Source organism: Planctomycetaceae bacterium (assembly GCA_041398785.1).
Classification (GTDB): domain Bacteria; phylum Planctomycetota; class Planctomycetia; order Planctomycetales; family Planctomycetaceae; genus JAWKUA01.
In genome coordinates this window covers 257658-281487 of record JAWKUA010000001.1, presented here as the reverse complement: position 1 = coordinate 281487, position 23830 = coordinate 257658, and the positions used below count along the sequence as shown (strand labels likewise).

Sequence of the window (23830 nt, the reverse complement as noted above, 5' to 3'; positions counted from 1 at the left end):
ATCCGTGAAACCCGGCTGTCAGGCACTGGCGCGACGCTGGACGAATTCGCGACCGGCTTCCAAAGCGACGATGCGCTCAGACAGCACCTGCAGCGTGTCGGCGACCGCCTGCTGCTGCCGCACGACGTTGTTCAGAACTTCCGTGACGGACTCCATTCGAATCCGGCTTGCTTCCTGCTGCCGATTCAGGATTTCGATCACGTGCAGCAGTGCTTCACTTGCGGAAAGGTCCGTTGGCAGTTCCGCAGCCTTCGCGAAGTGAGCTTCGTCGCCCTCCCGCTCGGCAGCGGCCAGCAGTTCCGCGACAGCGTCGCTTTTTGTCCGCTCGTGTTCCTCGATAAGCGTCAGTTCCTGCTGCAACAGGTCAACCAGCCGGGCAGCATTCGGCTGATCCGGGGCAATCTGTTCTTCCGGAGCGAAATGCAGTTCGTCGAGCGTGATGCGAGTGTCTTCAGACAGCAGCCGAAACAGCAACCGGTAGCTTTCGACTTCGATCAGATCTCCGTCGTGCAGACTGGCGGATGTTGCCGGTATGCCGTTAATCAGGACAGCCGGCGAGCCGGACGAGCACTCCAGTCGGGCACAGCGGTCAGCGGCATCGACGACGCAGAGAAATTCGGGAATCGAGCCTTCTCCGAGCCGCAGATGGCAGTCCCTTCCGCTGCCAATCCGAAACTGGCCGCTGGTCACAACCTGAATCGGGTAACGCACGCGGTCGGAAGCAACGCAGAAATAGCCCACCGCGTCGTTGGGAATCAGTTGGCCAGAATAGTCCACGATTGCCTCCAGTGGGTGCGTGAAAACCTGCGTCGCGCGAGCCGGAGAGTTACAAGTGTCAGAATCGGCGCACCGCTGCTGTTCAGGTAAATCGACGCGACGATTCGGCGCACTGAGCACTTTTCTTCGAAAAGCCATCAAGTTTTCGCCACAAACGGAAGCCCCGACGGCGTTGCAGCACACAGCGGCATCCAGCGCAATCCCGAATGGCCCAGATCGGCGAAAATTGCGAGTCCGTATTCATGCGGCTTCCCAGCGCGGCATCCCACTGAAAGTCCCGGCACTGCGGTGTCGCCTCAGCCTTCCTGAATTGCCTTCAGCAGCATTTCACGCACGGATTTCGGATCGGCTCCGCCGACCTGTTTCATCACCATGCCGATCAGCGGACCGATCGCCTGCGGCTTGCCGGCCCTGACGTCGGCTGCGGCGTCCGGTCTGGCGGAGACGGCTGCGGCAATCGCGGCCTCGATCGCACCTGCGTCCCGAACGATCTCCAGATTGTTTTCGGCAATAATGTCGTCCACATCACCAGCACCAATGGCCGCGCCCGACGCCGAGCGTTCGCGAAGGATCGCGTACACGTCGCGGGCACTCTTGTTGGTGATCCGTCCATCCGTGATGCATTTCAGCAGCGTCCCCAGAATTTCCGACGTCACGGGAAATCCGGCAAGTCCGCCGTCGCCGGCGTTCAGATCCCGGAGCACGTCCTGTGTTACCCAGTTGGCCGCGACCTTTCCGTCCCGGCAGACAGCCGCAGCGTCTTCAAAGTAAGCTGTCAACTCCGGCCCCTGTCCGATGATGACGGACGCATCGTATTCCGACAGCCCCAGCGAATGCTGAAATCGCTGCTTCCTGGCGGCCGGTGTTTCGGGAAGCGACTGACGAATGGATTCAATCTCCGCTTCGGTCAGCACGACCGGCACCAGGTCCGGATCCGGAAAGTAGCGATAGTCAGACGATTCTTCCTTTTCCCGCTGAGCGAACGTTCTGCCGGCATCGGCGTCCCAGCCGCGAGTAGACTTGGGAGCGTCCCGGATCGTCAGGCCCGTCTTTTCGAAATCGCGAATCTGCCGCCTGGCTTCGTATTCAATCGCCAGTTCGACGTTGCGGAAGCTGTTCATGTTCTTCAGTTCAACGATCGGTGTCGCGATTGTTGAACCATCGTCGCCGGTGATATGCAGGTTGACATTTGCATCGCAGCGAAGTGAGCCTTCCTGCATGTTGCAGTCGGAGACTCCGATGAACAGCAACAGCGTCCGCAGGTCTTCCAGATATCGCCGGGCTTCGGAAGCCGAGCGCAGGTCCGGTTCGCTGACGATCTCCAGCAGCGGAGTTCCGGTACGATTCAGGTCGACATGGCTGTCGCCGCCGCGACCGCTGTCGTCGTGAATGTTCTTGCCGGCGTCTTCCTCCAGATGAGCCCGCGTGATGCGGATCCGTCTTGGTTCGCGGTTCGGATCATCGCCGGCAATCTCCAGCCAGCCATGCTGACTGAACGGCAGATCGTACTGGCTGATCTGGTAGGCTTTGGGCAGGTCCGGATAGTAATACTGCTTGCGGTCCCACTTTGTGAAATGCGGGATCGTGCAGTTCAGCGCCAGAGCGGTCTTCACGGAAAGTTCAAACGCATGGCGGTTCATGACCGGCAGCGAGCCCGGCAGTCCCAGACAGACCGGACACGTCTGTGTATTCGGCTGATCCGGATTGAATTCGTTCGCGCAGCCGCAGAACAGCTTCGAAGCGGTTTTAAGCTGCGTGTGAACCTCAAGTCCGATGATTGTCGTATAGTCTGGCATGGAGTCAGTGGTCTGGTTTTTTTACTGGCCGCGGCGAACACTGATACATCGAACACCTCTTCCGCCGCGAGCCAGAATACCTCAATCTACCCCGCTCGGGGTATTATCAGCCAAATCTGGTGTTCCGAGCGGCGATTTGGCCGGGTATACGGCCCTGTGCAACGCCCGGCAGATTTCGATCTTCCCGGAAGGAGGCCGCACATCCGGCTGGCTGCCACATGCCGGAATCGCTCATTCCGATCTGACCGCAGACTGGGATTTCTGCCGTTTCAGCGGCTCGAACAGGTCGGCAAGCGTGACTTCGCCGGCGACCAGTTCCCGCGAATACTGATTCTGGCGAAGTCCGGCGGAAGTGACCATCGTCAGAAAGATCGATTTGTTTGTTTTGGATCGCTCCCGGAATACGGCCAGCTTGCGTCGCAATTCTGCTGCGTACCGTTTGTCAATCGTGAACGGTGCCTCCGAAAACTTCATTTCGCACACGTTGATGCATTGATCATTGCGGTCGATCAGCAGATCGATCTGGGCGCCCTGCTGGCTGTCGTCCGCGGCTCGATAGTGCCATGAAGCTTCTTCGGTCAGTACACCGGAAATTCCCAGAGCGGCCTTGATCTGCGGTACATGTTTCAGGCACAGATTCTCGAACGCATAGCCGCACCAGCTTTTGTACTTCTGTCCGGACGATTTCGTCAGCCAGACATCGGCACCGCTCATGCGATTGGTTTCGATCCACTTCAGATAGAACAGGGAGTATTCATCGGTCAGTCTCAGCAGGGAATTCTTGCGCACAGCGTGCAGCGCAGGCATTTCTCGGATAAAGCCGGATTCAGAAAGTTCCCGCAGGACTTTGGTCAGCGTGCCACCGCTTTCCAGCGACGCGGACCGCACCAGTTCCGTCCGCGTCAGTCCCTGTCGCGTATCGGCGAGCACTCGGACAACGGATTCGTGACGGTCGGCATTTTCGAACAGCGCGGCGTAAAGGTTGTCGAACTCACGAGCCAGCAAACCGTCTTTGGTGAAGCACAATTCGTCGATTGTCTGAGCGGCCGATTGCCCTCTCTTCACACGCTGCAGGTAGTGCGGGATGCCGCCCAGCACCGTGTAGAGCTGCGTGATCTGAAGATCCGTGAGGCTGACGCGGCGGTGCTGCAGGTACTCCTTCGTTTCCGCCAGTGTGAATGGCTCCAGACGCAGCGTCGCTGTCGCTCGGTTGTGCAGGCCGCCTTTTGCATTGATGACTTTGGTGATCATCCATGACGCGGCCGACCCGCAGATGATACAGACGATGCCGGAATCCCGGCTGGCGAACGAATTCCAGAATTCCTCGAAGGCCGACAGAAAACCGGAACGCCGGCCGGCCAGCCACGGGAATTCATCAAAAAACAGGACCCTTTTCTGTTTCGACCTTTGATTGCTGAGGAAGCCGCGGAGCTGCCCGAATGCTTCCAGCCAGGACTGCGGCACCGGCTCGTCGGCTCCCGTCTGTTCCCGCAGTCGCCGGGAGAAGTTCTCCAGCTGCCTCGGCAGAGTCTCGTTGTGCAGCCCGGTGAGTTCGAAGCAGATCGCGTTCGCCAGGTATTCGCGGATCAGAAATGTCTTGCCGACGCGTCTGCGGCCGTAGACAGCGATGAGTTCCGGCTGGCCGGAAACAAGTGCCCGATCCAGTTCCGCCTTTTCCGAGTCGCGACCGATCACAGCAGCCATCGAATTTATATCCAGCCAAATCGCGTTCTGAGATATCGATTTGGCTGATTATAAATAAAGCCGGCACATGCGTCGAGAGATCTGCCGGAGGCGGGGTTTTCTATAATCAGCCAAATCCTGCCTTCAGATTCAGATTTGGCTGATTATGAAATGACCGACAGACCGACGAGTTCCCCGGCGGCGACATCGCGACGGCGGAGGTGCGCGGATCCGGCCGCGTTCAGGGCGACTTCACCGTCCCTGCAGATTCCAGCATCCTTGCGGCCTGCAGCAGTCGCAGTTCTTCGAAGGCCGGTGCCTGCAACTGCAGGCCGATCGGGAGCCCGGAAGAGCTTCGGCCGCACGGCAGGGAAATTGCCGGAATGCCGGCCAGATTGGCTCCGATTGTGTACAGGTCGTTCAGATACATGGCCAGCGGATCGTCCAGCTTTTCGCCCAGCCGAAACGCGGGAGTCGGCGCGACCGGTCCGGCGATCAGATCAACCGTTGCGAAGGCTGTGTCGTAGTCCTCACGAATACGGCGGCGGACCTTCAGAGCTTTCAGGTAATACGCGTCGAAGTACCCCGCGGACAATGCATATGTTCCGAGCATGATGCGCCGCTTGACTTCGGGCCCGAAGCCTTCGCCCCGGCTGCGGCAGTACAGATCCACCATGTCGTCGTACTCCGTCGCCCGGTGACCGTAGTGGATCCCGTCGTAGCGAGCCAGGTTGCTGGAGGCTTCGCTGGGGGCGATCAGATAGTACGTGGCGACTCCGTATTTTGCGTGCGGCAGTTCGACGCGGCTCAGTTCGGCGCCGGCGGCTTCCAGACCCGCGATGGCGGCTCTGACGGTGGAGGCGACTTCGGAATCGATGCCTTCGCCGTAATGTTCATCGACGACACCAATCCGCAGTCCGTCCAGCGGTTTGTCGAGATCGGCCGAATATGCCGGCACAGGACGTTCAACCGACGTGGAATCTCGTTCGTCATGACCGCTGATGGCCTGCAGCAACAAGGCCGCTCCGGCTGCATCGCCGGCGAACGGGCCAATCTGGTCCAGCGAACTGGCAAACGCGACCAGGCCGTAACGGGACACTCGGCCGTAGGTTGGCTTCATTCCGACAACGCCGCAGAATGAAGCGGGTTGTCGAATGGAGCCTCCTGTGTCCGATCCCAGCGCCAGTGGGACCATGCCCGAAGCGACCGCCGCCGCGGAACCGCCGCTGGATCCTCCGGCGGAATGTCCCGGGTTCGCCGGATTCCGACAGGCTCCGAAGAACGAGGATTCGGTCGAGGATCCCATCGCGAACTCATCCATGTTCGTCTTGCCGACAATCACGCCGTCTTCGGCCCGCAATCGTTCGACGACGTGTGCGTCGTACGGCGGAAGAAAGTTTTGCAGCATTCGGCTTCCGCAGGTGGTTCGAACGGACGTCTGGCACATGTTGTCCTTGATGCCGACGGGCAGGCCCTGCAGCAGTCCGACCGGTTCACCGGATTTGCGCTTCGCATCGATGGCGTCGGCCTGCTGCAAGGCACCGGCTTCGTCGACGGAGATGAACGCGTTTAATTCCGGATTCCGTTCGCGAATTCGTCCCAGACAGGCTTCCGTCAGCGCGCGGCTGGTCAGGTCTCCGGACTGCAGTGCGGAGAGGAGTTCTGCCGTGGATTGTCCCGGGCTGTTGGAAACGGTCATCGTTGATGGTCCTCGTCCCGGAGTTTTGTCCCGACACGCGCTGGATGGAGGTCCTGGTTCCCGATTGATGGCTTGCCGGGCACCGCATCCCGCGGGCGGGCGATCGAACGGGATCAGGTGTTCTTTTGCTCCAGAATCTGCGGCACCTGGAAGAACACGCCGTCGGTTTTGGGAGCGTTGGCGAGTGCCGCGGAACGATCGAGCGAAGGTTTGCGCACATCGGCCCTGAAAACATTCTGCAGGTCGATTGCATGCGGCATCGGCTCGACACCGTCGATGTTGACTTCGTTCAGCATTTCGACATACCCCAGGACCTCCGTCAGTTGTCCTCCGTAGACGTTCAGTTCCTCGTCGGTCAGCGACAGACGGGACAGAGAGGCAACTTTACGAACTTCCTCGATATTCATGGCGGCAGTTTCTCAACTGAAACCGGCAGATCAAGCCGGTCGCCGACTGCTTTGGCGAATTCCCGTGCCAAGTGTGCGAATTTGCCGCGAAAAAAAGAAACACGTCTTCGCCGCAGCACGCTCCGCCGGTAGGATTCCGCACTCGCCCGCAAAGGGCATTTCCCAATCCAGCCACCTGCCAAAGCCCGGCTTCTTGTTAAGCCGGGCTTTTTTCAGATGCGGCCGTCCAGCCGCCGTGTCGGCGTTCCCCGTCGTTTTCCGAAGCACCCGAATTCCATGTCGACCGCACTTGAATCCGTGATGACCGCACCTCAATCCGGCCCCGTTCGACGCAGTGACCTGCGCAACATCGCCATCATCGCACACGTCGACCACGGCAAGACATCACTGGTCGACTGTCTGATCAGGCAGAGCGGGATGTTCCGCGAGAACCAGAAGATGCAGGAATTCCTACTGGATTCCAACGATCTGGAGCGTGAGCGAGGCATCACGATTCTGGCCAAGAACATCGCCATGATGTACCAGGGCGTTCGGATCAACATCATCGACACACCCGGCCACGCCGACTTCGGCGGTGAAGTCGAACGCGTGCTGAAGATGGCTGATGGAGCACTTCTGCTGGTTGATGCATTCGAAGGCCCGCGTCCGCAGACGCGATTCGTGCTGCAGAAGGCGCTCGAAAACGGCCTGAAGCTGATGGTGGTGATCAACAAGATCGATCGGCCGGACTGCCGTCCTGACGAGGTGCTGTCTCACACGTTCGACCTGCTGGTGGAACTGGGTGCCGATGACGAAACGCTCGACTTCCCTTACATCTTCACCAGTGCGAAGGAAGGATACGCGGTTCACGATCCGACTGCTCGCAGCGGCGATATTCGACCTCTGCTGGATATGGTGCTGGAGAGAATTCCGGGGCCGAAGGTTCGTCCCGACGATCCTCTGCAGATGATGGTCACGTCGCTGGAATGGTCGAAGTATGTCGGCCGCATCGCCACCGGGCGCATCGCGGCGGGAAAAATTCGCACCGGCCAGCAGATCGCGATCACTCGGCGCGACGGTTCCATCACCCGAGCGAAGATTGACCAGGTGCAGCTCTTCAGCAACCTCGGCCGCACCGATACAGACGTCGCCCATGCGGGTGACATTGTCGCCGTGATCGGCCTGCCCGATCCGGAAATCGGTGACACGGTGGCGGACCCGGACCGGCCGATTGCCCTGCCCCGCATCGAGATCGACGAACCCACACTGTCGATGAAGTTCACAATCAACAGCTCGCCGCTGGCCGGTCAGCACGGTAAGTACGTGACCAGCCGCAATCTTCGGGATCGGCTCTTTCGGGAACTGCAGTCCAATGTGGCACTGCGAGTTGAGGAAACGGGCGACAAGGATTCCTTCACGGTCTCCGGTCGCGGCATTCTTCATCTGGCCGTTCTGATCGAAACGATGCGTCGCGAAGGCTATGAGCTGTCGGTCGGCAAACCGGAAGTCATTGTGAAGGAAATCAATGGAAAGAAGTGCGAACCGTACGAACAGCTTGTTGTTGACGTGCCGACGGCTGATGTTGGTCCCGTCATGGAGTTGGTCGGAGCCCGGCGGGGTCAGGCCACGGAAATGACGGCATCCGGCACCGGCATGACACACCTGAAATTTACGATCCCCGCTCGCGGACTGATCGGCCTGCGAACCCGGATGCTGAATGCGACCCGCGGTGAAGCCATCATGCACCACCGTTTCGATGAGTATCGTCCCATTGAAGGTGAAGTCCCGTCGCGCCAGAACGGAGTTCTGGTGTCGCAGATCGGCGGCAAAGCCGTGGCCTATGCCTTGTGGAAGCTGCAGGACCGCGCGGACATGTTTGTCAATCCCGGCGACGATGTTTACGAAGGCATGATCATCGGCGAGAACGCGCGCGAAAACGATATGACCGTCAACCCCGTACGGGAAAAGAAGCTGACCAACATCCGTTCCTCCGGCGCTGACGACGCGATTCTGCTGCGTCCGCCGCGCGAAATGACTCTGGAGGCCGCGCTGGAGTACATCGAGTGGGACGAATACGTGGAAGTTACGCCTCAGGTGATTCGCCTTCGCAAGACGCACCTGACCGAAAACGCCCGGAAGCGCTTCGCCCGCAATTGAAGGCCGGTGGCCTTCTCGCTTTACGACGCCAGGAACGTCGCACCGGATTCCACGGCGGTCAGTTCCTGTAGATCCTGTGCCGCGGGCGGTCTGACAGAATCTGCTCCTTCCCCCAGTTCGTCACATCGCGAAACGCCTGGCTGTGGATGAAGTCCGTAAATGCTTTTTCGTCTGTCCACTCGCTGGTAATCAGATACGAAGCTCCGTCGGCGACGTCCTTCCACAGGGTCGAATTCTGGTGGCCGTTAGCGGCATTCAGTGCCGAGATCACTGCGGCGAATTTGTCTTCAAAGTCCTGCTGGCGGCCTTCGATCACGTGATAGTTCATTCCGACGGTAATCATGGTACCTGACTTGTTCGCGGGGAAATGGGTACGTGAACCGTCATGGTAGCACGATTGAGATTCCGCGAAACGCTGTCAGCGTCGTACCGTCAGTCATTCGCCGACTTTGCGTCACGGACGCCGACCGTCTCTGACGCCCGTGTCGCAGCAGTCTGGCCCGGCGATGCGCACCGGAATCGGGTGAACCAATAACAAACGGCGAAGCCGGTGCCGTGTCACCGTGCTTCGCCGTTGTTCAGTTACCTGCAAATTCTGTGACGGCTGTCAGTGAGACAGCATCGCGTACAGCGCCTCAAGAACTGGCTGTTCGATCTGCGGCATGACGCCGAAATGATCCAGCACGCGCAGAACGCATGCCATATCGATCAGACCGAATGTGTACGGCAGGCGGACTTCGCGGAACGAACGCAGCTTGCCGTCGACCTGCTTGTTGCGGTTGACGCGGGCCGCAGCCTTCAGCCAGCGCTGCTTCTGCGATTCACGAAGCTCGTAAGCCTTCAGCAGTCGCAACTGAGCCGCATAGTCGACCGGTCGCCCCAGCGCAACTTCCTGCGCCTTGCAGCTCGTTTCGAGTTCCCCGAACGCATCGGCCGCATGTTCGTACGCGCTTTGCGCACGGGCATGCTTCCATTCGGCAAGTCGGCGGAGCATCGCCGAGACGCCGCTCATCAATCCATACAGCAACATCATCTGGTTGACTCCCTTTGAGAGGAACCCGGAATCTGGCCACCGCTGACAACAGGCGCGCCGGCCGAACATGCCGGATAGGAGTCGTTCCGCGGATGGAAGGTTCGCGAAAAACCTGCGGATCTCACCGGCGACGGCGACAAGCAGGGCTCGCTTGCAGCGTGACGGAGCACAGGTTGCAATACGGTCGGAACTCGCAACAGTGAAGTTCTGACTTGTCATCCACGCTCAATTCCGAAGGTTGCCTTTCCAATGACTTCGCTCGATCAGTTGAAGCAACACACCGTTGTCGTCGCGGACACCGGAGAACTGGATGCCATCGCCGAGCACAAGCCTCAGGATGCCACAACGAATCCTTCCCTGCTGTACAAGGCGGCTCAGATGCCGCAGTACCAGGACCTGGTAGACGACGCCATCAGCTACGCACAGGCCGGCAGTTTCGCGGATGATCAGTTGATTGATGCGATCATCGACAAGCTGTCCGTCAACTTTGGTTGCCGTATTCTGGACATCATCCCCGGCCGGGTTTCCACCGAAGTCGATGCTCGCCTGAGTTTCGACACCGCCGGTACCGTCGACAGAGCTCGGCAACTGATCGAACTGTACGCCGAGGCCGGCATCGGTCCGGAGCGCGTCCTGATCAAGATCGCCAGCACCTGGGAAGGGATTCGCGCCGCCGAACAGCTCGAACGCGACGGCATTCACTGCAATCTGACGCTGCTGTTCGGATTCGGTCAGGCGGTCGCCTGCGCGGAAGCCAGGGTCACGCTGATCAGCCCGTTCGTGGGTCGGATCTACGACTGGTATCGGGCAAAACGCGGCGTCGAAAGCATTCCGACCGAAGATGATCCCGGCGTTCAATCGGTGACTCAGATCTTCAACTACTTCAAGAAGCACGGCTTCAAAACAGAAGTCATGGGAGCCAGCTTTCGCACGGCCGAACAGGTGAAAGCACTGTGTGGCTGTGACCTGCTGACGATTTCTCCCGGCCTGCTTGCGGAGTTGCGATCATCAGACGCCGATGTGCCTCAGCGACTCAGCGCGGATGCCGCCAGGCAGCTCGACATCGAACGCATCGAAATGGACGAAAAGACGTTTCGCTGGATGCTGAACGAAGACGCTATGGCCACGGAGAAGCTGGCGGAGGGAATTCGCGGCTTCACTTCGGACCTGGACAAACTTCGCGCCTACCTGGCTCAGCGAATGGAATCCATTCCGGCCTGACTGCGGCCTGACTGACTGCGGCATCGTCGGCCGAGAAATCGCCGGGGTCCTATTTTCCGTCCGTCAGGTCTTCGAGTCGAACTTTGCCGGACGCCAGTCTGGACGCCAGTTCCGCCGCATCAAGTGCGACCAGCGGGCTGATTTCGACGTTGGTGTCGTCAGCGACGTGATATCCCGCGGCGGCCAGCCATTCGCGGCCGATGCGATTCAGCGCCGCTTTCGCCGTCGCGGGAGAATCACTGCCGTCGGCGTTCTTGACGGGATTGAATTCGCGAGCCCGGTCACCTTCCACGATCAGCCTGTATTCCGCCAGCGGCAGCGCGTCGAAAATGAAACGTTCGAACTTGTTGGCATTGGGTTTCTCCGGTTCAACGACGACGCCGGAATCGTCGAGATACGGCACTTTCTTGAGTGCCAGATGCAGCGGCAGGCTGAGTCTGCCGTCGGTGAGCTGTTCGAAGAACTCCCGTGCAAAGATGTGGATCGCTGTGTTTCCGGCCCAGAAAACCCACTGGCCGGCGCCGTCCGTTCGGTTCGCCTGCTCGTCCGTCAGTTCACTGTACTCAATGATTTCTGTGCGGCCATCAAGATCGACCAGCACGCCCATTCGTTCCGTCGGACTGGTCTTTCTTACCACGTTTGTCGTCATCTGCGATTTGTGCTGGTGATGCAGTCCAATCAGCGCGGGGTCGCAGATGATGACCGTCGGATTGTCGACCTGGTGGTAAAAGACATAGTCGACTTCGTCCCGCGCCAGTCGGTCCAGCAGGCCTGACTTCTTCAAAGCTCCGACGATTCCGCCGTGACCGTCAGGTGAAAGAGCCAGCGAGGCCTTATCTTTCAGCAGCAGCCTGCCTGTTGCCGCGTCGACGGCCGGCATGTCTCCCTGCATGAAGAACGCGACACTGTCCGCGGGAAGTCCGAAGAAGTTGTGCTGCCCGAAGAATGCAATTGTTTCCTCGTGCGTCGCCGCGCTGGTCATGATAAGCCACGGAATCGATCCGCCGTGCCGACGGCGACGAGCCCGGATCTGTTCGGCAAAGATCTGAAACAGCGTGCGATCGCTGACCGGGCCGATCGGGAACATGCCCTTCGGGTGCTCAAACCCAAGTCGACTGCCCTGGCCTCCCGCGACGGTGATCACGGCAACACTGCCGTCGGCGAGCAGTCTTTCGCCCGCGCTGACTGCGTCTTGCCAGGCGGCGCGATCGCTGTCTGATACCGGCTGGCGCACAACAGACGACGGAGCCGTCGCGCGGTCCGCGCGCCACGCGGCCTGGTTGTCGTCTGCCGCCACCTGGGAACTCGATTCCGACCAGACCCGCCGGACGGTTTCAAAGTCGACATCTTCGATCTGGGTTGTCAGCAGACTTCGCTGGGCTTCGTTCAAATCGTTCCACCACCGCAGGACATGCTGCTGGTTGTGAATTCGCAGAATTGAAAGCAGTTCGGCGGGTTCAGCAGTCATGAGAACTCGGTACAAGGTGATGTCGTGCAAAGGCCGGATGCCACCCGAGACAGTCCCGCGGCGGAACAGAATCTGTCAGACGGGCGGGCTAAATCTTGATTGCCGAACGCTGCTGGGCCAGTTCCTGCATGAAGGATTGCACGCGGTGAGCCATGTCCTGGCCGTCCGGTGCCAGGCCGGCCATGATCATGGCATTGTCGTAAAGCTGCCGACCGCAATTGCGGATGAAGCCTGCGTTGTCGTCGTTGACGGCGATTTCGCAAAGTCGCTTGATCAGCGGAGCCTTCGGATTCACCTCCAGAATCATCTTCTGAAGTTCAAAATCGGGAGTATTCAGTTGCAGAACCTTCTGCATCGTCGTACTCAGCGAACCTTTGGCATTCACAAGACAACACGCGCTCTCAGTCAGGCGTTTGGACTGCCTGACGTCTTCGACCTGATCGCCGAGTTCTTTGCGGAACAGTTCAAGTATCTTTTCGAAGTGAGGGGAGGCATCATCAGCACCGGGGGCCGCAACTTCCGGTTTTGGTTCGGCGTCGTCATCAGAAGATTTCGCTTCCGGCAGTTCGATGTCAGCGGAATCAATAGACACCAGACGGCGATCTTCGAACTGTCCGAGATTTGCCAGCACGTATTCGTCGACGGGATCGGTCAATACCAGCACTTCCAGATTTTTGTCGCGGAAGATCTCCAGGTTGGGATCGCGCAGCACTGCGGAGCGTTCTGTGCCGGTCACAAAATAGATCTGCTTCTGATCCTCACCGGCTTTCTCTGCGTATTCGGCCAGAGAAACAAATCCGTGTTCTGCATCGCTTCGAGTTGACTGGAATCGCAGCAGCTTCGCCAGGCGTTCGCGGTTGTCGAAATCCGAACCAACGCCTTCCCGAACAATGGAGCCGAATTCCCTGTAGAACTTCGCGTACGCGGCCGGGTCATCGGATGCTATTGAGTCAAGATGATCCAGGACCTTCTTTGTCAGCACCTTTTGCATCTTGCGAAACACGGTGTTGTCCTGAAGAGCCTCGCGGGACACGTTCAGCGGCAAATCGGCCGAATCCACGATTCCTCGCAGAAAACGCAGGTAATCCGGCAGCAAATCGCGGTTGTCATTCTGCACCAGAATCCGCTTGGCGCAGAGATGCAGACCGTGCTCGGCGCGGCCGAAACCCATGCGTTCCAGATTGGATTCCGGGCAGAACAGGATGCTGTGAAACTGAAACGGCGAATCGGCGGAAAGGTGCAGGTGCCACAGCGGCTTTTGGCCTGGAAAGTGTGTCAGGTATTCAAAGAAATTGTTGTACTGATCGTCAGACAGCGATGACTTCGGCTCCACCCAGATCGGTGGCTGATTGTTGATGTGTTCGTCGCTGACATAGATTGGATGCGGCACGAACGTCGAATATTTTTTCAGGATGTACTTCAGCCGCGTCGGTTCCGCGAATTCCCCGCGGTCCTTTTTCAGGTGAAGGCGGATTTCCGTGCCGCGATCCGGCGCGTCAGCAGTTTCCGTGACGGTGAAGGATCCGTCACCGGTCGATTCCCAGGTCCAGCCCTTGTCGTCGCTGAAGCTGCGCGACCGGACTTCCACGCGATCCGCCAGCATGAACGCGGAGTAAAAACCGACGCCGAACTGTCCGATCAGCGAAACAGGATCCGCCTTGCCGCCCTTCTGCTGCAGCTTCTGCAGGAACTCCAGTGAACCGCTGTGAGCGATCGTTCCCAGATTCCGGATCAGTTCATCGCGTGTCATCCCGATGCCATTGTCGCGGATGATCAGCAGTCTTGAGTCCTTGTCGGGTTTGACCGTGATCCGCAGGTCGGATCCGTCGATGGCTGAGTTCGTCAGTGATTCGTGCCGCAGTTTGTCGAGCGCATCGGACGCATTCGACACGAGTTCCCGGATGGCGATTTCCCTGTTCTGGTACAGCGACTCAGAAAGCAGGTGCAGCAGCCGACTGATTTCGGCCTGAAACTGGAATTGTTCTGGTTGCGTTTCGACGGTCATGCGTCAGCCTTTGAGTTTGATTCCAACGTCGCTTCGTGCGGAGTTTCGTGTTCGTCCGGTGCTTTCCTGAGCAGCCAGATTTTCATTGAGGAAAGATGCCAGCAGTCCTGCGTCATCCAGCGATTCAGTGCCGGTAGGTCGAACCGGTCCTGCGTTCGCAGCACCAGCGTGACGTCGCCGGAAGTCACTTCCGGCCGTGCCAGACGGGTCAGCGCCTTTGCCAGGGGCTGGCCGCGTTCAAGCAGAGAGCACTGGGCATACGGCGGGTCAAGAAACACTACTGAGTATGGCAGGATGCCGTCGCAGCCTTTTGGACGGAACGACGTCCGGTGAACGTTGGTCTTCCAGCAAACCGTGGTGAAGTCACCTGCCAGCAGATCGACATTCTCCTTCAGCGACGCGAACACCTGGCGATCAGCTTCGAAGAACACGCAACTGGCGGCTCCCCGGCTAAGCGATTCGAGTCCCATCGTACCCACACCCGAAAAGATATCGGCGACTCGCGCCTGTTCAAGGCTGGCACCGATTCGGTCAAACACGATCTGCCGAACTCGGTCCGTGTACGGCCGAGTCGTCAGACCATGCGGTGTGGTCAAAAGCCGGCGACGGAGAGTCCCGCCGATGATTCGGAGTGTCATTCTGCAATTCAATGGCAGTCGAAGTGGCACACGACAACACAATGTTCGAAGCGTGCGAACCGGGGATTCAAACAGCCATCACGCCGGCGATCAACCACCGGGAACGAAATCCCGCTGATTGCCACACTGTGCGACATTCAGGAATCTGACCCACCGTGTGCGTTCCGGTGAGCCATGCCATCACACACGCTCCACATCAAAGACGCTCCGCATGCCGCCTCACACGCGCGGCAACCGGTTTCCCGGATCGCGAATCCGCGGCGTGACAGGCTCTCGACGGCCTGATCACAGAGCCAGCCTGAGACTGCTGGCGGAGACTACGATTCATCCGCGCAGATTCGACGGGATCCGAATCCCGACATACGAAGTGAATCGATCATCCGAGTATGCAGGACCAGGAACCCGACCGGCTTGCGGCAAAGGCGGAAGCCCCGCTGGCAGACGTGTCTTCTCAGAATCATCCGTACAGCATCCGGCAAGAGCGATTCGCCAATGGATTGCTGAGTGCGGAAAAACTGGCATTTTTGTGAGTTTTTGCAATTCGCCTGCGTTGACATCATGATAGCTTCACACTTAACTTCGGCCGAAAATCCGGTCTCTGTCTCGCCAGAAAAACCTTCTTTGCGGCGAGATTCGGCAAACACTCATGAAGGAGTCATTATCGAATGGCCACGGCAAAACCGCGTTCCAAGTCCGAGATCCTGAACGCACTGGCTGAAGCAACGGATCTGAGTCGTAAGGAAGTCTCCGCAGTTCTGGACGCGCTGGAAGCGCTGATCGAAAAAGACCTGACTAAAGGTGCGGGCGTCTTTAATCTGCCCGGTATTCTGAAGGTCTACGTTCACAATAAGCCGGCTACGAAGGCACGCCCCGGACGCAATCCGCTGACCGGCGAAGAGATCATGATTAAGGCCAAGCCGGCATCCAAAGTCGTAAAGGTTCGGCCGCTAAAGAAGCTGAAAGAGATGATCTGAGGATCGCCGGTCTGTCGGCAGTTCGGCATGGCAAATTCGCCGTGTCGTGCATGTCTGCAGCGGTTTCCCGGTGTCACTGCTTCCCCACTGAATACCACCGATGCCCTGCGGGTACGTTCAGTTCCGGTGTCATGATTCCGGACTTCTGAAGGTTCCTGTCGCAACCAGGCGGGGTTTCAGAAAATTCCGGATTGCCAAATTGAGGTTAGGCAGGTGCTTGACCTCAGTATTCGGCAGGCGTAAAATCTCCGGCTAGTGAAAATCTGCACACGTCCAACGGGCTTGCAGCGAACCAAAGACAGCCTTTCTGTCTCCTCGCTGAATGGACAGTGGGTGTGAAGATGCTTATCCGAGGGATCTGCCATGTTGGTTTTGTCGAGGAAGAAGAGTGAAAGCATCGTCATCAATGATGACGTGGTAATCACTGTTGTCGAAGTGCGCGGTGACAAGGTGCGACTTGGGATTCAAGCACCGCGCGACGTCTCTGTGCATCGGCAGGAAGTACTCGACGCGATTCTGAAAGAGCGAGATACGGCGGCACTCGCCGGAAACGCCGAAGACCAGTAGTCTGGCGCTTGATTTTCAGAAATCTGTCTGCAACTATCCCCGGAACTCTGAAGTTGGCGGCGTCTGCCTGCCGACGTTGCGAAAGCAATTCTGTTCGCTGATGTGAAGGAAGAAATGTCTCGCATTCCCGCGGGGCAGTGAACATCGCTTCCCGCCGCGAATGATCGGCCCCATCGTCTAGTCAGGCCTAGGACACTGGATTTTCATTCCAGCAACGGGGGTTCAAATCCCCACTGGGGTCATTCACGATTTCCGGACACCTCGAACGGCAACGTTCGAGGTTTTTTTGCGCTCAGCTCAAGACCGCGACTCGTTCAATCAGATCCGCTTCAGCAACAACCCTGGGCGAACCGGTCACCGGCCGGTGGTAAACCCTGCGCCCGTCCGTGTAGCAAACGCTTTCATCGGCGCAGAGATCCCATGCCAGGACGTTGTCGGCCAGAACTGACTGCATACCGTTCGCGTCCCTGCGCATCAGTTTCCATTCATCTGGCACCAGCGGCGTTCGCGGACCGTCGCTGCGTTCCCGGCTTAGAATGCGGTGCGTATCGATGGCCTGTCCCCAAAGCATCAAATACGGGTTGGCTTTTCGCCTGCGATTGACCGGCCCGCCTGCGGAGATCAGCGGCTTCCCTGTAAACATCATCGACATGAAATGAAAGAAATGGACAAACGTCCGCAGCAGTCGGTACGGAAACAGGACAACATCCTGAAGATATTGCGAAAACGACAATTGCGGCCGCTGCATCGCCTGATGAGGCCGACGTATGCAAATCAGCGAATCATCCGACAGAATTCTCGGCTGAAGCAGGTCATATCCTTCTTCTTCGAAAACGGCGGTCACTTCCTTCGTTGCCAGATCCAGTTTTTCGATCCGAAACGGGCTTTGTCCGATCGCGTACCCGTGCTCATCGCGCCCAATGGCAGATGACTGAAAGACAAGTCGTTTCGAACCATCCGGCAGCCACGCCGGGGACTCATCCAGCGAATCGGACATCGTGATTGCGTGGCCGAATAGCCCGTCATGCCGGGTGATCTTCAGCCCGATCGTGCCGTCATCGCGCGGTAGCGAAACCGCCAGTTCGCCATCGGCGGAATGGCGTGAAACGTCTTTCAGCACGAACCCCTGTCGATGAACCAGCCGGCGTTCCGTATGCTCCTTCAGGTTGTAACAGAACAATCCGCCGACGGTTCCCATATCCAGCACATAGAAGATCTCATCGGCAGTCGGTCCCCGCGCGACGGCGACAAAGCGGATCTGTCGCTGCGGGTCCTGGTCTTCCCATGGCGCCGCGCCCGGCGGCTGCATGCCGAGGTTTCCCCATACGCCGCTGCGACCTTTCCACGCGTTCAATTCTGAATCACGGAGGTTGCGCTGCTGCGACTGTCGGGCAAACTCACTTTCTATCTCCTGCAAGGGCTGTCCGTCTGTCTGGACGAACAGCCTGCCCTGAGCAATCCACGCGACGCGCAGCTCTGTTGTTGTTTTTTCGGTCATCGACGGAATGCCAGGGAAAAGCCGGCCTGAGGCACAGGAGTGGGCAGTATAGGGCGACCGATGCACGCGGCCAGTCCAGTCTGCGTGCAAGTCTGCCATTGCCCGGCGATCATGAGAACGCAGCGGTAGACATGTTGTGCCCTGACGTATCGCAGTCTTCCGTGACCGGCAGCCAGTGACCGCAAGAGATCGCCGTCACCGATTTCGGTGCCGGCGTTCGGACAACATTCTGATCACTGGCCGACCGCTCTACGTCCTGCAGGGTTCAGGCGAAGCTGTCCGCATGCGGCATCGATGTCTGCTCCCTTCCGCTTTCGGACGGTCGCCGGGATTCCCCGGTGTTCCAGGATCGATCGAAAGCGCTGCGTCATCGGTGGCTCCGGCGCTGTCATCAACAGTTCCGTGACGCCGTTCATCGGAATCAGATTCACATGGGCATTTCGCCCGTGCAGCAACCGCGCGAGCTGTTCCGCGTGTTCCGGCTGGTCATTGACGCCGGACAGCAGGATGTATTCATACGACACCCGGCGTCCCGTGATTTCAAAAAATTCGTCGGCGGCAGCGATGATTTCTTCCAGCCCGATTCTGCGATTCACCGGGACAATCTCTGATCGCAGCTCGTCGCTGGGTGCATGAAGAGAGATTGCCAGATTGAACTGTTTGCCGCTGCGGGCGAAGTCGCGGATTCTGTCCGGCAAACCGACCGTGGAGACCGTGATCCTGCGAGCACCCAGGCCAAAACCATTGCCGGAACTCACGAAGTCCAGCGCCGACATCAGGTTCCGATAGTTGGCCAGCGGTTCGCCGATTCCCATGACAACAACGTTGGTAATCTTTTCGTCGTCGTCCATCAGCCGGTGCAGCAGCAGGACCTGTTCGAAGATCTCCGCGGCGGTCAGGTCACGTTTGACGCCCAGAAGTCCGCTGGCACAAAACACGCAGCCCATCGCGCAGCCGACCTGAGTACTGATGCACACGGTTCGCCGACCCGGCTCGCGCATCAGCACGCATTCGATAAGTTCGTCGTCATGCAGCTTCAGCAGCAGTTTTTCTGTACGGTCCTGTGCCTTCTGATGCTGAACAACTTCGAAGCTGGTAAAGCGAAAGTCCGCCGTCAGCGTTCGCCGCAGGTCCGCGGGAAGGTCCGTCATTTCTTCGAACGACCGGATTCGCCGTTCGATGAGCCATCTGCGAATCTGCCGACATCGAAATGCCGGCTGCCCGGCTGACTTCAGCCATGCAGTCAGTTCGTCCTCCGTCAGTGACAGCACGACCGGCGCAGCAGCAGCGGTCTGCGGACGACGGGCAAGCTGCGATTCAGGAGACTGCATGGGAACCGTCGGGACTGCAAAGTGGGATTGTACCGCGGGAACGATCGCCGCGCCGCGGCCGGTAAGTCTCACCAGCGAAGGCACGTGGCAACGTCGCTGCACCGAGTTCACAATTTTGGCTCTAACCCAATCGCGATGCGATTCCGGGGGGACGACATCCGCTGGCCATGTCGCCGACTGAGTGACCGTCTTCATTCATCCAGAAACGAGCACACGTAGTCGGTGGCCTTCGTCACCTGCAATTCAAACTTGTTGTTTCCGGGGACGTGAAACGACTGGCCGGCGATAAGGTCCTGCCATTCAGATTCGCCGCAAAGCCGCCAGCGCAACTCCCCGGACTGAATCTCTACGAACTCCGCTTTTCCGGTATCAAACGTGTAATTGCCCGGCAGCATGAAGCCCAGAGTCCGGGTGCTGCCGTCCGGGAATTCAATGGTCCGGCTGGTGACACCACCGTCAAAATAGACGTTTGCGGCCTTGACGACGGTGACGTTCTCAAATCTGCTCATCGGCGGTTCTTCAGTATGGGAGGAATTCAACCAACCACTGTGAGTGTACGAGTCCGATGTCGGCGCGAACAGTCCGCCGGAAACTGAATTCTCCGCGACGGCCGCGGAATCCGCTCCTGCCGTGGGCCGGCGGTGCGTCGAGCTTGCCGTCAACTGGCGTCTTCCTTTGCGGAATTCGATGCGCCCTTTGGCGATCGATGTCACGCGGGCATTGTGGTGAACCGCCGCATGCTCCGAAATCCGGGAGTTCCGACACCGGACCGCAGTCGCGCGCAGCCGAATCGTGCGGCAATCTCCTGCCGACGGTGACTGTGCAGCCGGTTATTGTGAGTCGACCGAAAGCCTGTGCTTCAGCTTCATGCCGTTCAGATCGAATACCCAGACGTCTTTGACTTCGTCGACGAATGCAACCAGCGTCGCACCGTCAGCCGACAACTGCATGCCGGTCGGAACCTGCAGGTCGTCGGTTTCGATGGAATCACGCTTTTCGAACATGTCGGACAGCACGTGGATTCCCTGATGGTTGACCAGAATCAGCTTCAGTTCCAGCGGATGAAATACAAGCTTTTCAACGGGCGTGTCTTCGTTCAGCGTCCTGACAGGGCCACGCGCAGCCTTTGCGACTTCAAAGATCTGCACATTGCCGGTGTCGTACGAAATCGCGATGAATTGTCCGTCGTGACTGAAGCCGAGGTCAGTTACCCTGGGCTTTACGGTTGCATCTGTCGTCAGCCAGCGGCTGGCCGGAAACGCCATCTGTTGTGTACCGTCCTTCGCGGAAAGGATCTGAATGTCGCCGTTATCACCGCCGCACAGCATCAGTTCCTGGTCCGGACTCAGCCACGGATCGCGGGCGGAACCGGGCAGCTTGAACGACCGCTGGATCTTTCGCGTCATCAGATCAATGACGGACACATTCTGCCCCGAGAACAGGAATGCCGTCTTGCCATCGGGAAGCCGGACGACCTGTTGCACCAGCGCGACGTTGTCTCCGGGGATCGAATGCACCGAGTAGCCATTCGGATCAGCCAGCGGATTCCATTCCAGCATTCCGTCGGAGCTGAACAACAGAACGGAGTCATCGCCGGCGCACAGCAGTTTGTTGACCGGCGATGACACGGCGAAGCGATTCACCAGAGTTCCGTCACTCGCGTTCCACGACTCAACGACACCACGGTTTCGCAACACGGCAATCTGAGAACTGTCCGCGTTTACGGATGCTGAAATCACGTAGGACACAGGTCCGCTGAACGTACTGCCGCCGGTCGCGAATCGGTCAATTCCCTGATAAACCGCGTAGCCGATTCCGAGAACGACCAGGATCGCCGCGGCCACAATTCCCACTCCGGCCATTGGTACTCCGCCGGCAGCGACATCCGGCAGGACAATGCTGGCGATTTTCCTGACTCGCTTCTTCAACGGTCGCAGCCAGGTTGTTCCGGAAGTCTTGACTCCCAGTTTCTTCAGAGCGGCTTCCGCGCCCCGGCGAACCATGGCATCACTGTCATCCAGAAGCGCCTTTAGTGGTTCCGGGTTGCTGAGTTCCCCGATCTGCGCGACAGCGTTGCAGGCGTGATAGCGAATTTCCGGCGCGGCATCCTTCAGCATCACCAGCAGCGCGGGCGACGATGTTTTCTTTCCGATCTGACCCAGAGCGATCACAGCCTGACAGCGCACGCTGCGTCCGTCGTGCAGCGATTCTTCAAGCAGCGTCACACTCTCCGTGTCCCGGAGTTCCCCCAACGCGCGGGCAGCTGCGGCGCGCGCTTCTTCATCAGTGTCATTTCGCACTCGGTCCCGCAGTTTCGGGGCGACTTTTGTCGCTCCGAGTTTCCCCAGCGTTTCAATGACCAGCCGTCGTGTCTCGCCGTTTTCGCTGTCCATCAGACGTACCAGATGCGGCGTCGCTTTCGCGTTCTTCAGTCGGCGAAGCGCGGCGATGGCTCCGTGACGCACGTCCGCGTTTTCAGAATTCAGCAGTCTGACCAGCGCCGAAAACGCGTCATTCGATGCTGCCTTGCTGAGACCCTCCAGCATGTACAACGTGGTTTCTTCGTCCGACTCTGACTCGATTGCGGAAGCCAGTGCGCTGGTCGCTTCGTCTCCGCCGATTTCGCACAATGTTTTGGCGACAACTCGTCGAACGCTGACTTCCGGATCCTGCAATCCGGCGGCCAGCAGCTTCATGCTGCGGGGACTCTGCAGCTTTTTCAGTCCGCGAGCTGCCGCTGCCCGGACTTCGGCGGCCGGGTCGGTCATTGCGGCATTGACATACTTGACGACCTGCTTATTTTCGCACTGGTCGAGAGCTTCTACCGCCGCTGCCCGGACAACCGGAGATTCATGCCGAGTCAGCCGAATGAACACCTTGTCCAGCCTGGTGTCGCCCAGTCGTGACAGCAGCGCCACTGCCAGGGCCGCCACTTCGGAATCCGGGGATTCCATTTCCCGCTTCAAAGGCTGCTGCAATTTCTGTTTCGCATCATCATCCAGAGCACTGACGGATTCGTACAGCACCGATCGCTGCCGGGCATTCGTCAAACCAAGCGCCAGGACGGCAGGAATGGATTCCTCGTATCCCAGTGCCAGCAAGCCGCGAGTTGCCGCGTCCAGAATATCGGTGGAGCGTTCCTGAAGCTGTCCCAGCAGAATCAGACTGCTGGATGCATGAGGGATCATCGACAGCGCCTGGATACAGGCAACGCGAACCGATCGCTGGCGGCCGCCAACAAAGTCCCGCAGTGTGTCAATCGCCGACGGTGACTGGGTTGCGCCGAGCCGTTCCACCTTTGCGATAAAAGCGCCTGGATCATCGGCTGACGTGGAATTCAGCGCCGACGTCAGCTTCTCGACCGCACGCGGCGGCTTCTGCGGAATTGGATCCTGCAGCCTGAACAGTGCATGTCGCCCGCGTTCCACGGCACGCAGCAGACGGTCTCTTGACTTCGTGTACTGAAGTCGCGCCGACTCGCGACTCTGACTGCTGTCGCCTGATTCCGGCGCTGCGGCTTCGTCAAGCGGCGTTTCCTTCGGTGCGACTGACGCCTTTGCAACGGGCGCCTCCGGAACGCCCGGACTCAAATCCCGGTCATCTGCCGATGAAATCGCGACAACGTCAGAGTCCTCGCGCGATTCCCGTGATGTCGCGATGAGTGCCGGCGGCGGTACCGGTGCAGCCACCGGAACCGGAATATGGACCGGTACATGCACAGGCACATGGATGACCTGAGGCGCTGTGATCGTCGGAGTTGACGGCGGCTCCGCGATGGGCGCTGCCGTCGCGGCTTTCGGCGGCGACCGCTTAGTCGGCGGCGGGCTGACCTGTGGTCTTGCGAAGTCGGTATTTCCGGAAGACGCCTCAGAACCTCGCGAAGCAGCGGGCGACTGTTGCTCCTGTAGTTCGAATTCCCTGTCGACAGTCGGCGCGGATGCGATTCCAGGTGCCGGACCATCTGCCGGCTGCAGCCAGTCGTCCAGATCCTCCAGCCGTGGTGCATCGGCTTCCGACAGTGCTTCGGGAGGCCGCAGTTCGGCGTTGTTCTCTTGCTGTACCTTTTCGCGATATCGCCGCTCGCGAGCGGTGCCGGACAACTCGCGTGCATTGGCGTGCGTTCCGCCGTTGCGCCTTGCCGAATGGGGAGCCTTCACTCCACGAGACTCCGGCGACCGCCCGGACATCGTCAACGATAGTTCAATCGCGCCATCATCGGACGGTTGCGGCGCGTTACCGGGAACAGCCTCGTCATTGTTCGACGGTTGAAGCCAGCTAGCCAGGTCGTCGGCGTCCGGCGTTTCCGTTGAGCCTTCCGGACCTAGCCCCTGCAGGTCGAACTGCGAGATCTCATAGTCGCTGCCTTCGATATTTCGCTTCCAACTTTTGGAATCCAGTTCGGGCGGTGCATCATGGCCGGAGTCTGGCGACCGATCCGACGTGGCGGACGGACGTTTGGTCGCGGGTTGCTTTGAATGTGCGTTGCCGACCGGCGTTGCCCTTCCGTGCGACTGCTTTCGCGACGAAGAGTCCTCGCCAGTCGCAGACTCCAACTGCAGCCGGTCGAATTCGTCGATCGAAATGCTGTCTGCGTCCT

Annotated in this window: 18 protein-coding genes and 1 tRNA gene; 5 read left to right on the top strand and 14 right to left on the bottom strand. The window is 59.0% G+C overall.

Going from position 1 to position 23830, the window contains the following annotated elements; all coding sequences use genetic code 11:
* Nucleotides 1-18: 18 nt before the first annotated feature.
* The 5 genes from R3C19_01170 to gatC all read right to left on the bottom strand — a co-directional run bounded on the left by R3C19_01170 (nucleotide 19) and on the right by gatC (nucleotide 6362).
* A complete protein-coding gene (locus R3C19_01170) occupies nucleotides 19-777 on the bottom strand; it encodes a hypothetical protein (protein ID MEZ6058952.1) in 759 nt (252 codons plus the stop codon).
* Between the two features lie 296 nt (nucleotides 778-1073).
* A complete protein-coding gene (gatB, locus tag R3C19_01165) occupies nucleotides 1074-2573 on the bottom strand; it encodes an Asp-tRNA(Asn)/Glu-tRNA(Gln) amidotransferase subunit GatB (protein MEZ6058951.1) in 1500 nt (499 codons plus the stop codon).
* Nucleotides 2574-2804: 231 nt separating this feature from the next.
* On the bottom strand, nucleotides 2805-4277 hold the full coding sequence (locus tag R3C19_01160) for an ATP-binding protein (GenBank protein MEZ6058950.1): 1473 nt from the start codon (nucleotides 4275-4277) through the stop codon (nucleotides 2805-2807).
* Between the two features lie 220 nt (nucleotides 4278-4497).
* Nucleotides 4498-5955: an Asp-tRNA(Asn)/Glu-tRNA(Gln) amidotransferase subunit GatA gene (gene gatA / locus R3C19_01155; protein ID MEZ6058949.1), complete on the bottom strand. Its 1458-nt coding sequence runs from the start codon at nucleotides 5953-5955 to the stop codon at nucleotides 4498-4500.
* A gap of 113 nt (nucleotides 5956-6068) precedes the next feature.
* Nucleotides 6069-6362 (bottom strand): Asp-tRNA(Asn)/Glu-tRNA(Gln) amidotransferase subunit GatC, encoded by a 294-nt coding sequence (gatC, locus tag R3C19_01150; protein ID MEZ6058948.1) that lies wholly within the window; start codon nucleotides 6360-6362, stop codon nucleotides 6069-6071.
* 276 nt (nucleotides 6363-6638) lie between these two features.
* On the opposite strand from gatC, the gene typA reads away from it, so the two are divergent.
* Entirely contained in the window at nucleotides 6639-8498 is a 1860-nt protein-coding gene (gene typA, locus R3C19_01145; protein MEZ6058947.1) for a translational GTPase TypA, read from the top strand.
* Between the two features lie 58 nt (nucleotides 8499-8556).
* Here typA and R3C19_01140 read toward each other — a convergent pair whose 3' ends face one another.
* Nucleotides 8557-8841, bottom strand: coding sequence for an antibiotic biosynthesis monooxygenase (locus R3C19_01140; protein MEZ6058946.1), 285 nt, complete (start codon nucleotides 8839-8841; stop codon nucleotides 8557-8559).
* Between the two features lie 264 nt (nucleotides 8842-9105).
* The gene (locus R3C19_01135) at nucleotides 9106-9531 is read right to left on the bottom strand and encodes a hypothetical protein (GenBank protein MEZ6058945.1); all 426 of its coding nucleotides are present in this window, start codon (nucleotides 9529-9531) and stop codon (nucleotides 9106-9108) included.
* A 249-nt stretch (nucleotides 9532-9780) separates the two neighbouring features.
* Here R3C19_01135 and tal point away from each other — a divergent pair, with 249 nt between their 5' ends.
* Nucleotides 9781-10752, top strand: a complete 972-nt coding sequence (gene tal / locus R3C19_01130) for a transaldolase (protein MEZ6058944.1) — start codon at nucleotides 9781-9783, stop codon at nucleotides 10750-10752.
* A gap of 49 nt (nucleotides 10753-10801) precedes the next feature.
* On the opposite strand, the gene R3C19_01125 is transcribed toward tal, so the two are convergent.
* The 3 genes from R3C19_01125 to R3C19_01115 form a co-directional block, all read right to left on the bottom strand.
* Nucleotides 10802-12220, bottom strand: a complete 1419-nt coding sequence (locus tag R3C19_01125) for a UDPGP type 1 family protein (protein MEZ6058943.1) — start codon at nucleotides 12218-12220, stop codon at nucleotides 10802-10804.
* A gap of 88 nt (nucleotides 12221-12308) precedes the next feature.
* Nucleotides 12309-14225 carry a molecular chaperone HtpG gene (gene htpG, locus R3C19_01120; GenBank protein ID MEZ6058942.1) on the bottom strand — a complete coding sequence of 639 codons (1917 nt, stop codon included), beginning with the start codon at nucleotides 14223-14225 and terminating at the stop codon, nucleotides 12309-12311.
* On the bottom strand, nucleotides 14222-14863 hold the full coding sequence (locus R3C19_01115) for an RsmD family RNA methyltransferase (protein ID MEZ6058941.1): 642 nt from the start codon (nucleotides 14861-14863) through the stop codon (nucleotides 14222-14224). Before R3C19_01115 ends, htpG begins: the two co-directional genes overlap by 4 nt.
* Before the next feature lie 665 nt (nucleotides 14864-15528).
* Between R3C19_01115 and R3C19_01110 the strand changes: the two genes are divergently transcribed.
* The 3 genes from R3C19_01110 to R3C19_01100 all read left to right on the top strand — a co-directional run bounded on the left by R3C19_01110 (nucleotide 15529) and on the right by R3C19_01100 (nucleotide 16646).
* Nucleotides 15529-15837, top strand: coding sequence for an HU family DNA-binding protein (locus tag R3C19_01110; GenBank protein MEZ6058940.1), 309 nt, complete (start codon nucleotides 15529-15531; stop codon nucleotides 15835-15837).
* Nucleotides 15838-16200: 363 nt separating this feature from the next.
* The gene (csrA, locus tag R3C19_01105; protein MEZ6058939.1) at nucleotides 16201-16404 is read left to right on the top strand and encodes a carbon storage regulator CsrA; all 204 of its coding nucleotides are present in this window, start codon (nucleotides 16201-16203) and stop codon (nucleotides 16402-16404) included.
* A gap of 166 nt (nucleotides 16405-16570) precedes the next feature.
* Nucleotides 16571-16646, top strand: a tRNA-Glu gene (locus tag R3C19_01100).
* Nucleotides 16647-16696: 50 nt separating this feature from the next.
* On the opposite strand, the gene R3C19_01095 is transcribed toward R3C19_01100, so the two are convergent.
* The 4 genes from R3C19_01095 to R3C19_01080 form a co-directional block, all read right to left on the bottom strand.
* Nucleotides 16697-17902 (bottom strand): hypothetical protein, encoded by a 1206-nt coding sequence (locus R3C19_01095; protein ID MEZ6058938.1) that lies wholly within the window; start codon nucleotides 17900-17902, stop codon nucleotides 16697-16699.
* 233 nt (nucleotides 17903-18135) lie between these two features.
* Nucleotides 18136-19233, bottom strand: a complete 1098-nt coding sequence (rlmN, locus tag R3C19_01090) for a 23S rRNA (adenine(2503)-C(2))-methyltransferase RlmN (protein MEZ6058937.1) — start codon at nucleotides 19231-19233, stop codon at nucleotides 18136-18138.
* A gap of 191 nt (nucleotides 19234-19424) precedes the next feature.
* A complete protein-coding gene (locus R3C19_01085) occupies nucleotides 19425-19742 on the bottom strand; it encodes a pyrimidine/purine nucleoside phosphorylase (protein MEZ6058936.1) in 318 nt (105 codons plus the stop codon).
* Between the two features lie 321 nt (nucleotides 19743-20063).
* A complete protein-coding gene (locus R3C19_01080; GenBank protein ID MEZ6058935.1) occupies nucleotides 20064-23390 on the bottom strand; it encodes a HEAT repeat domain-containing protein in 3327 nt (1108 codons plus the stop codon).
* Nucleotides 23391-23830 lie beyond the last annotated feature (440 nt).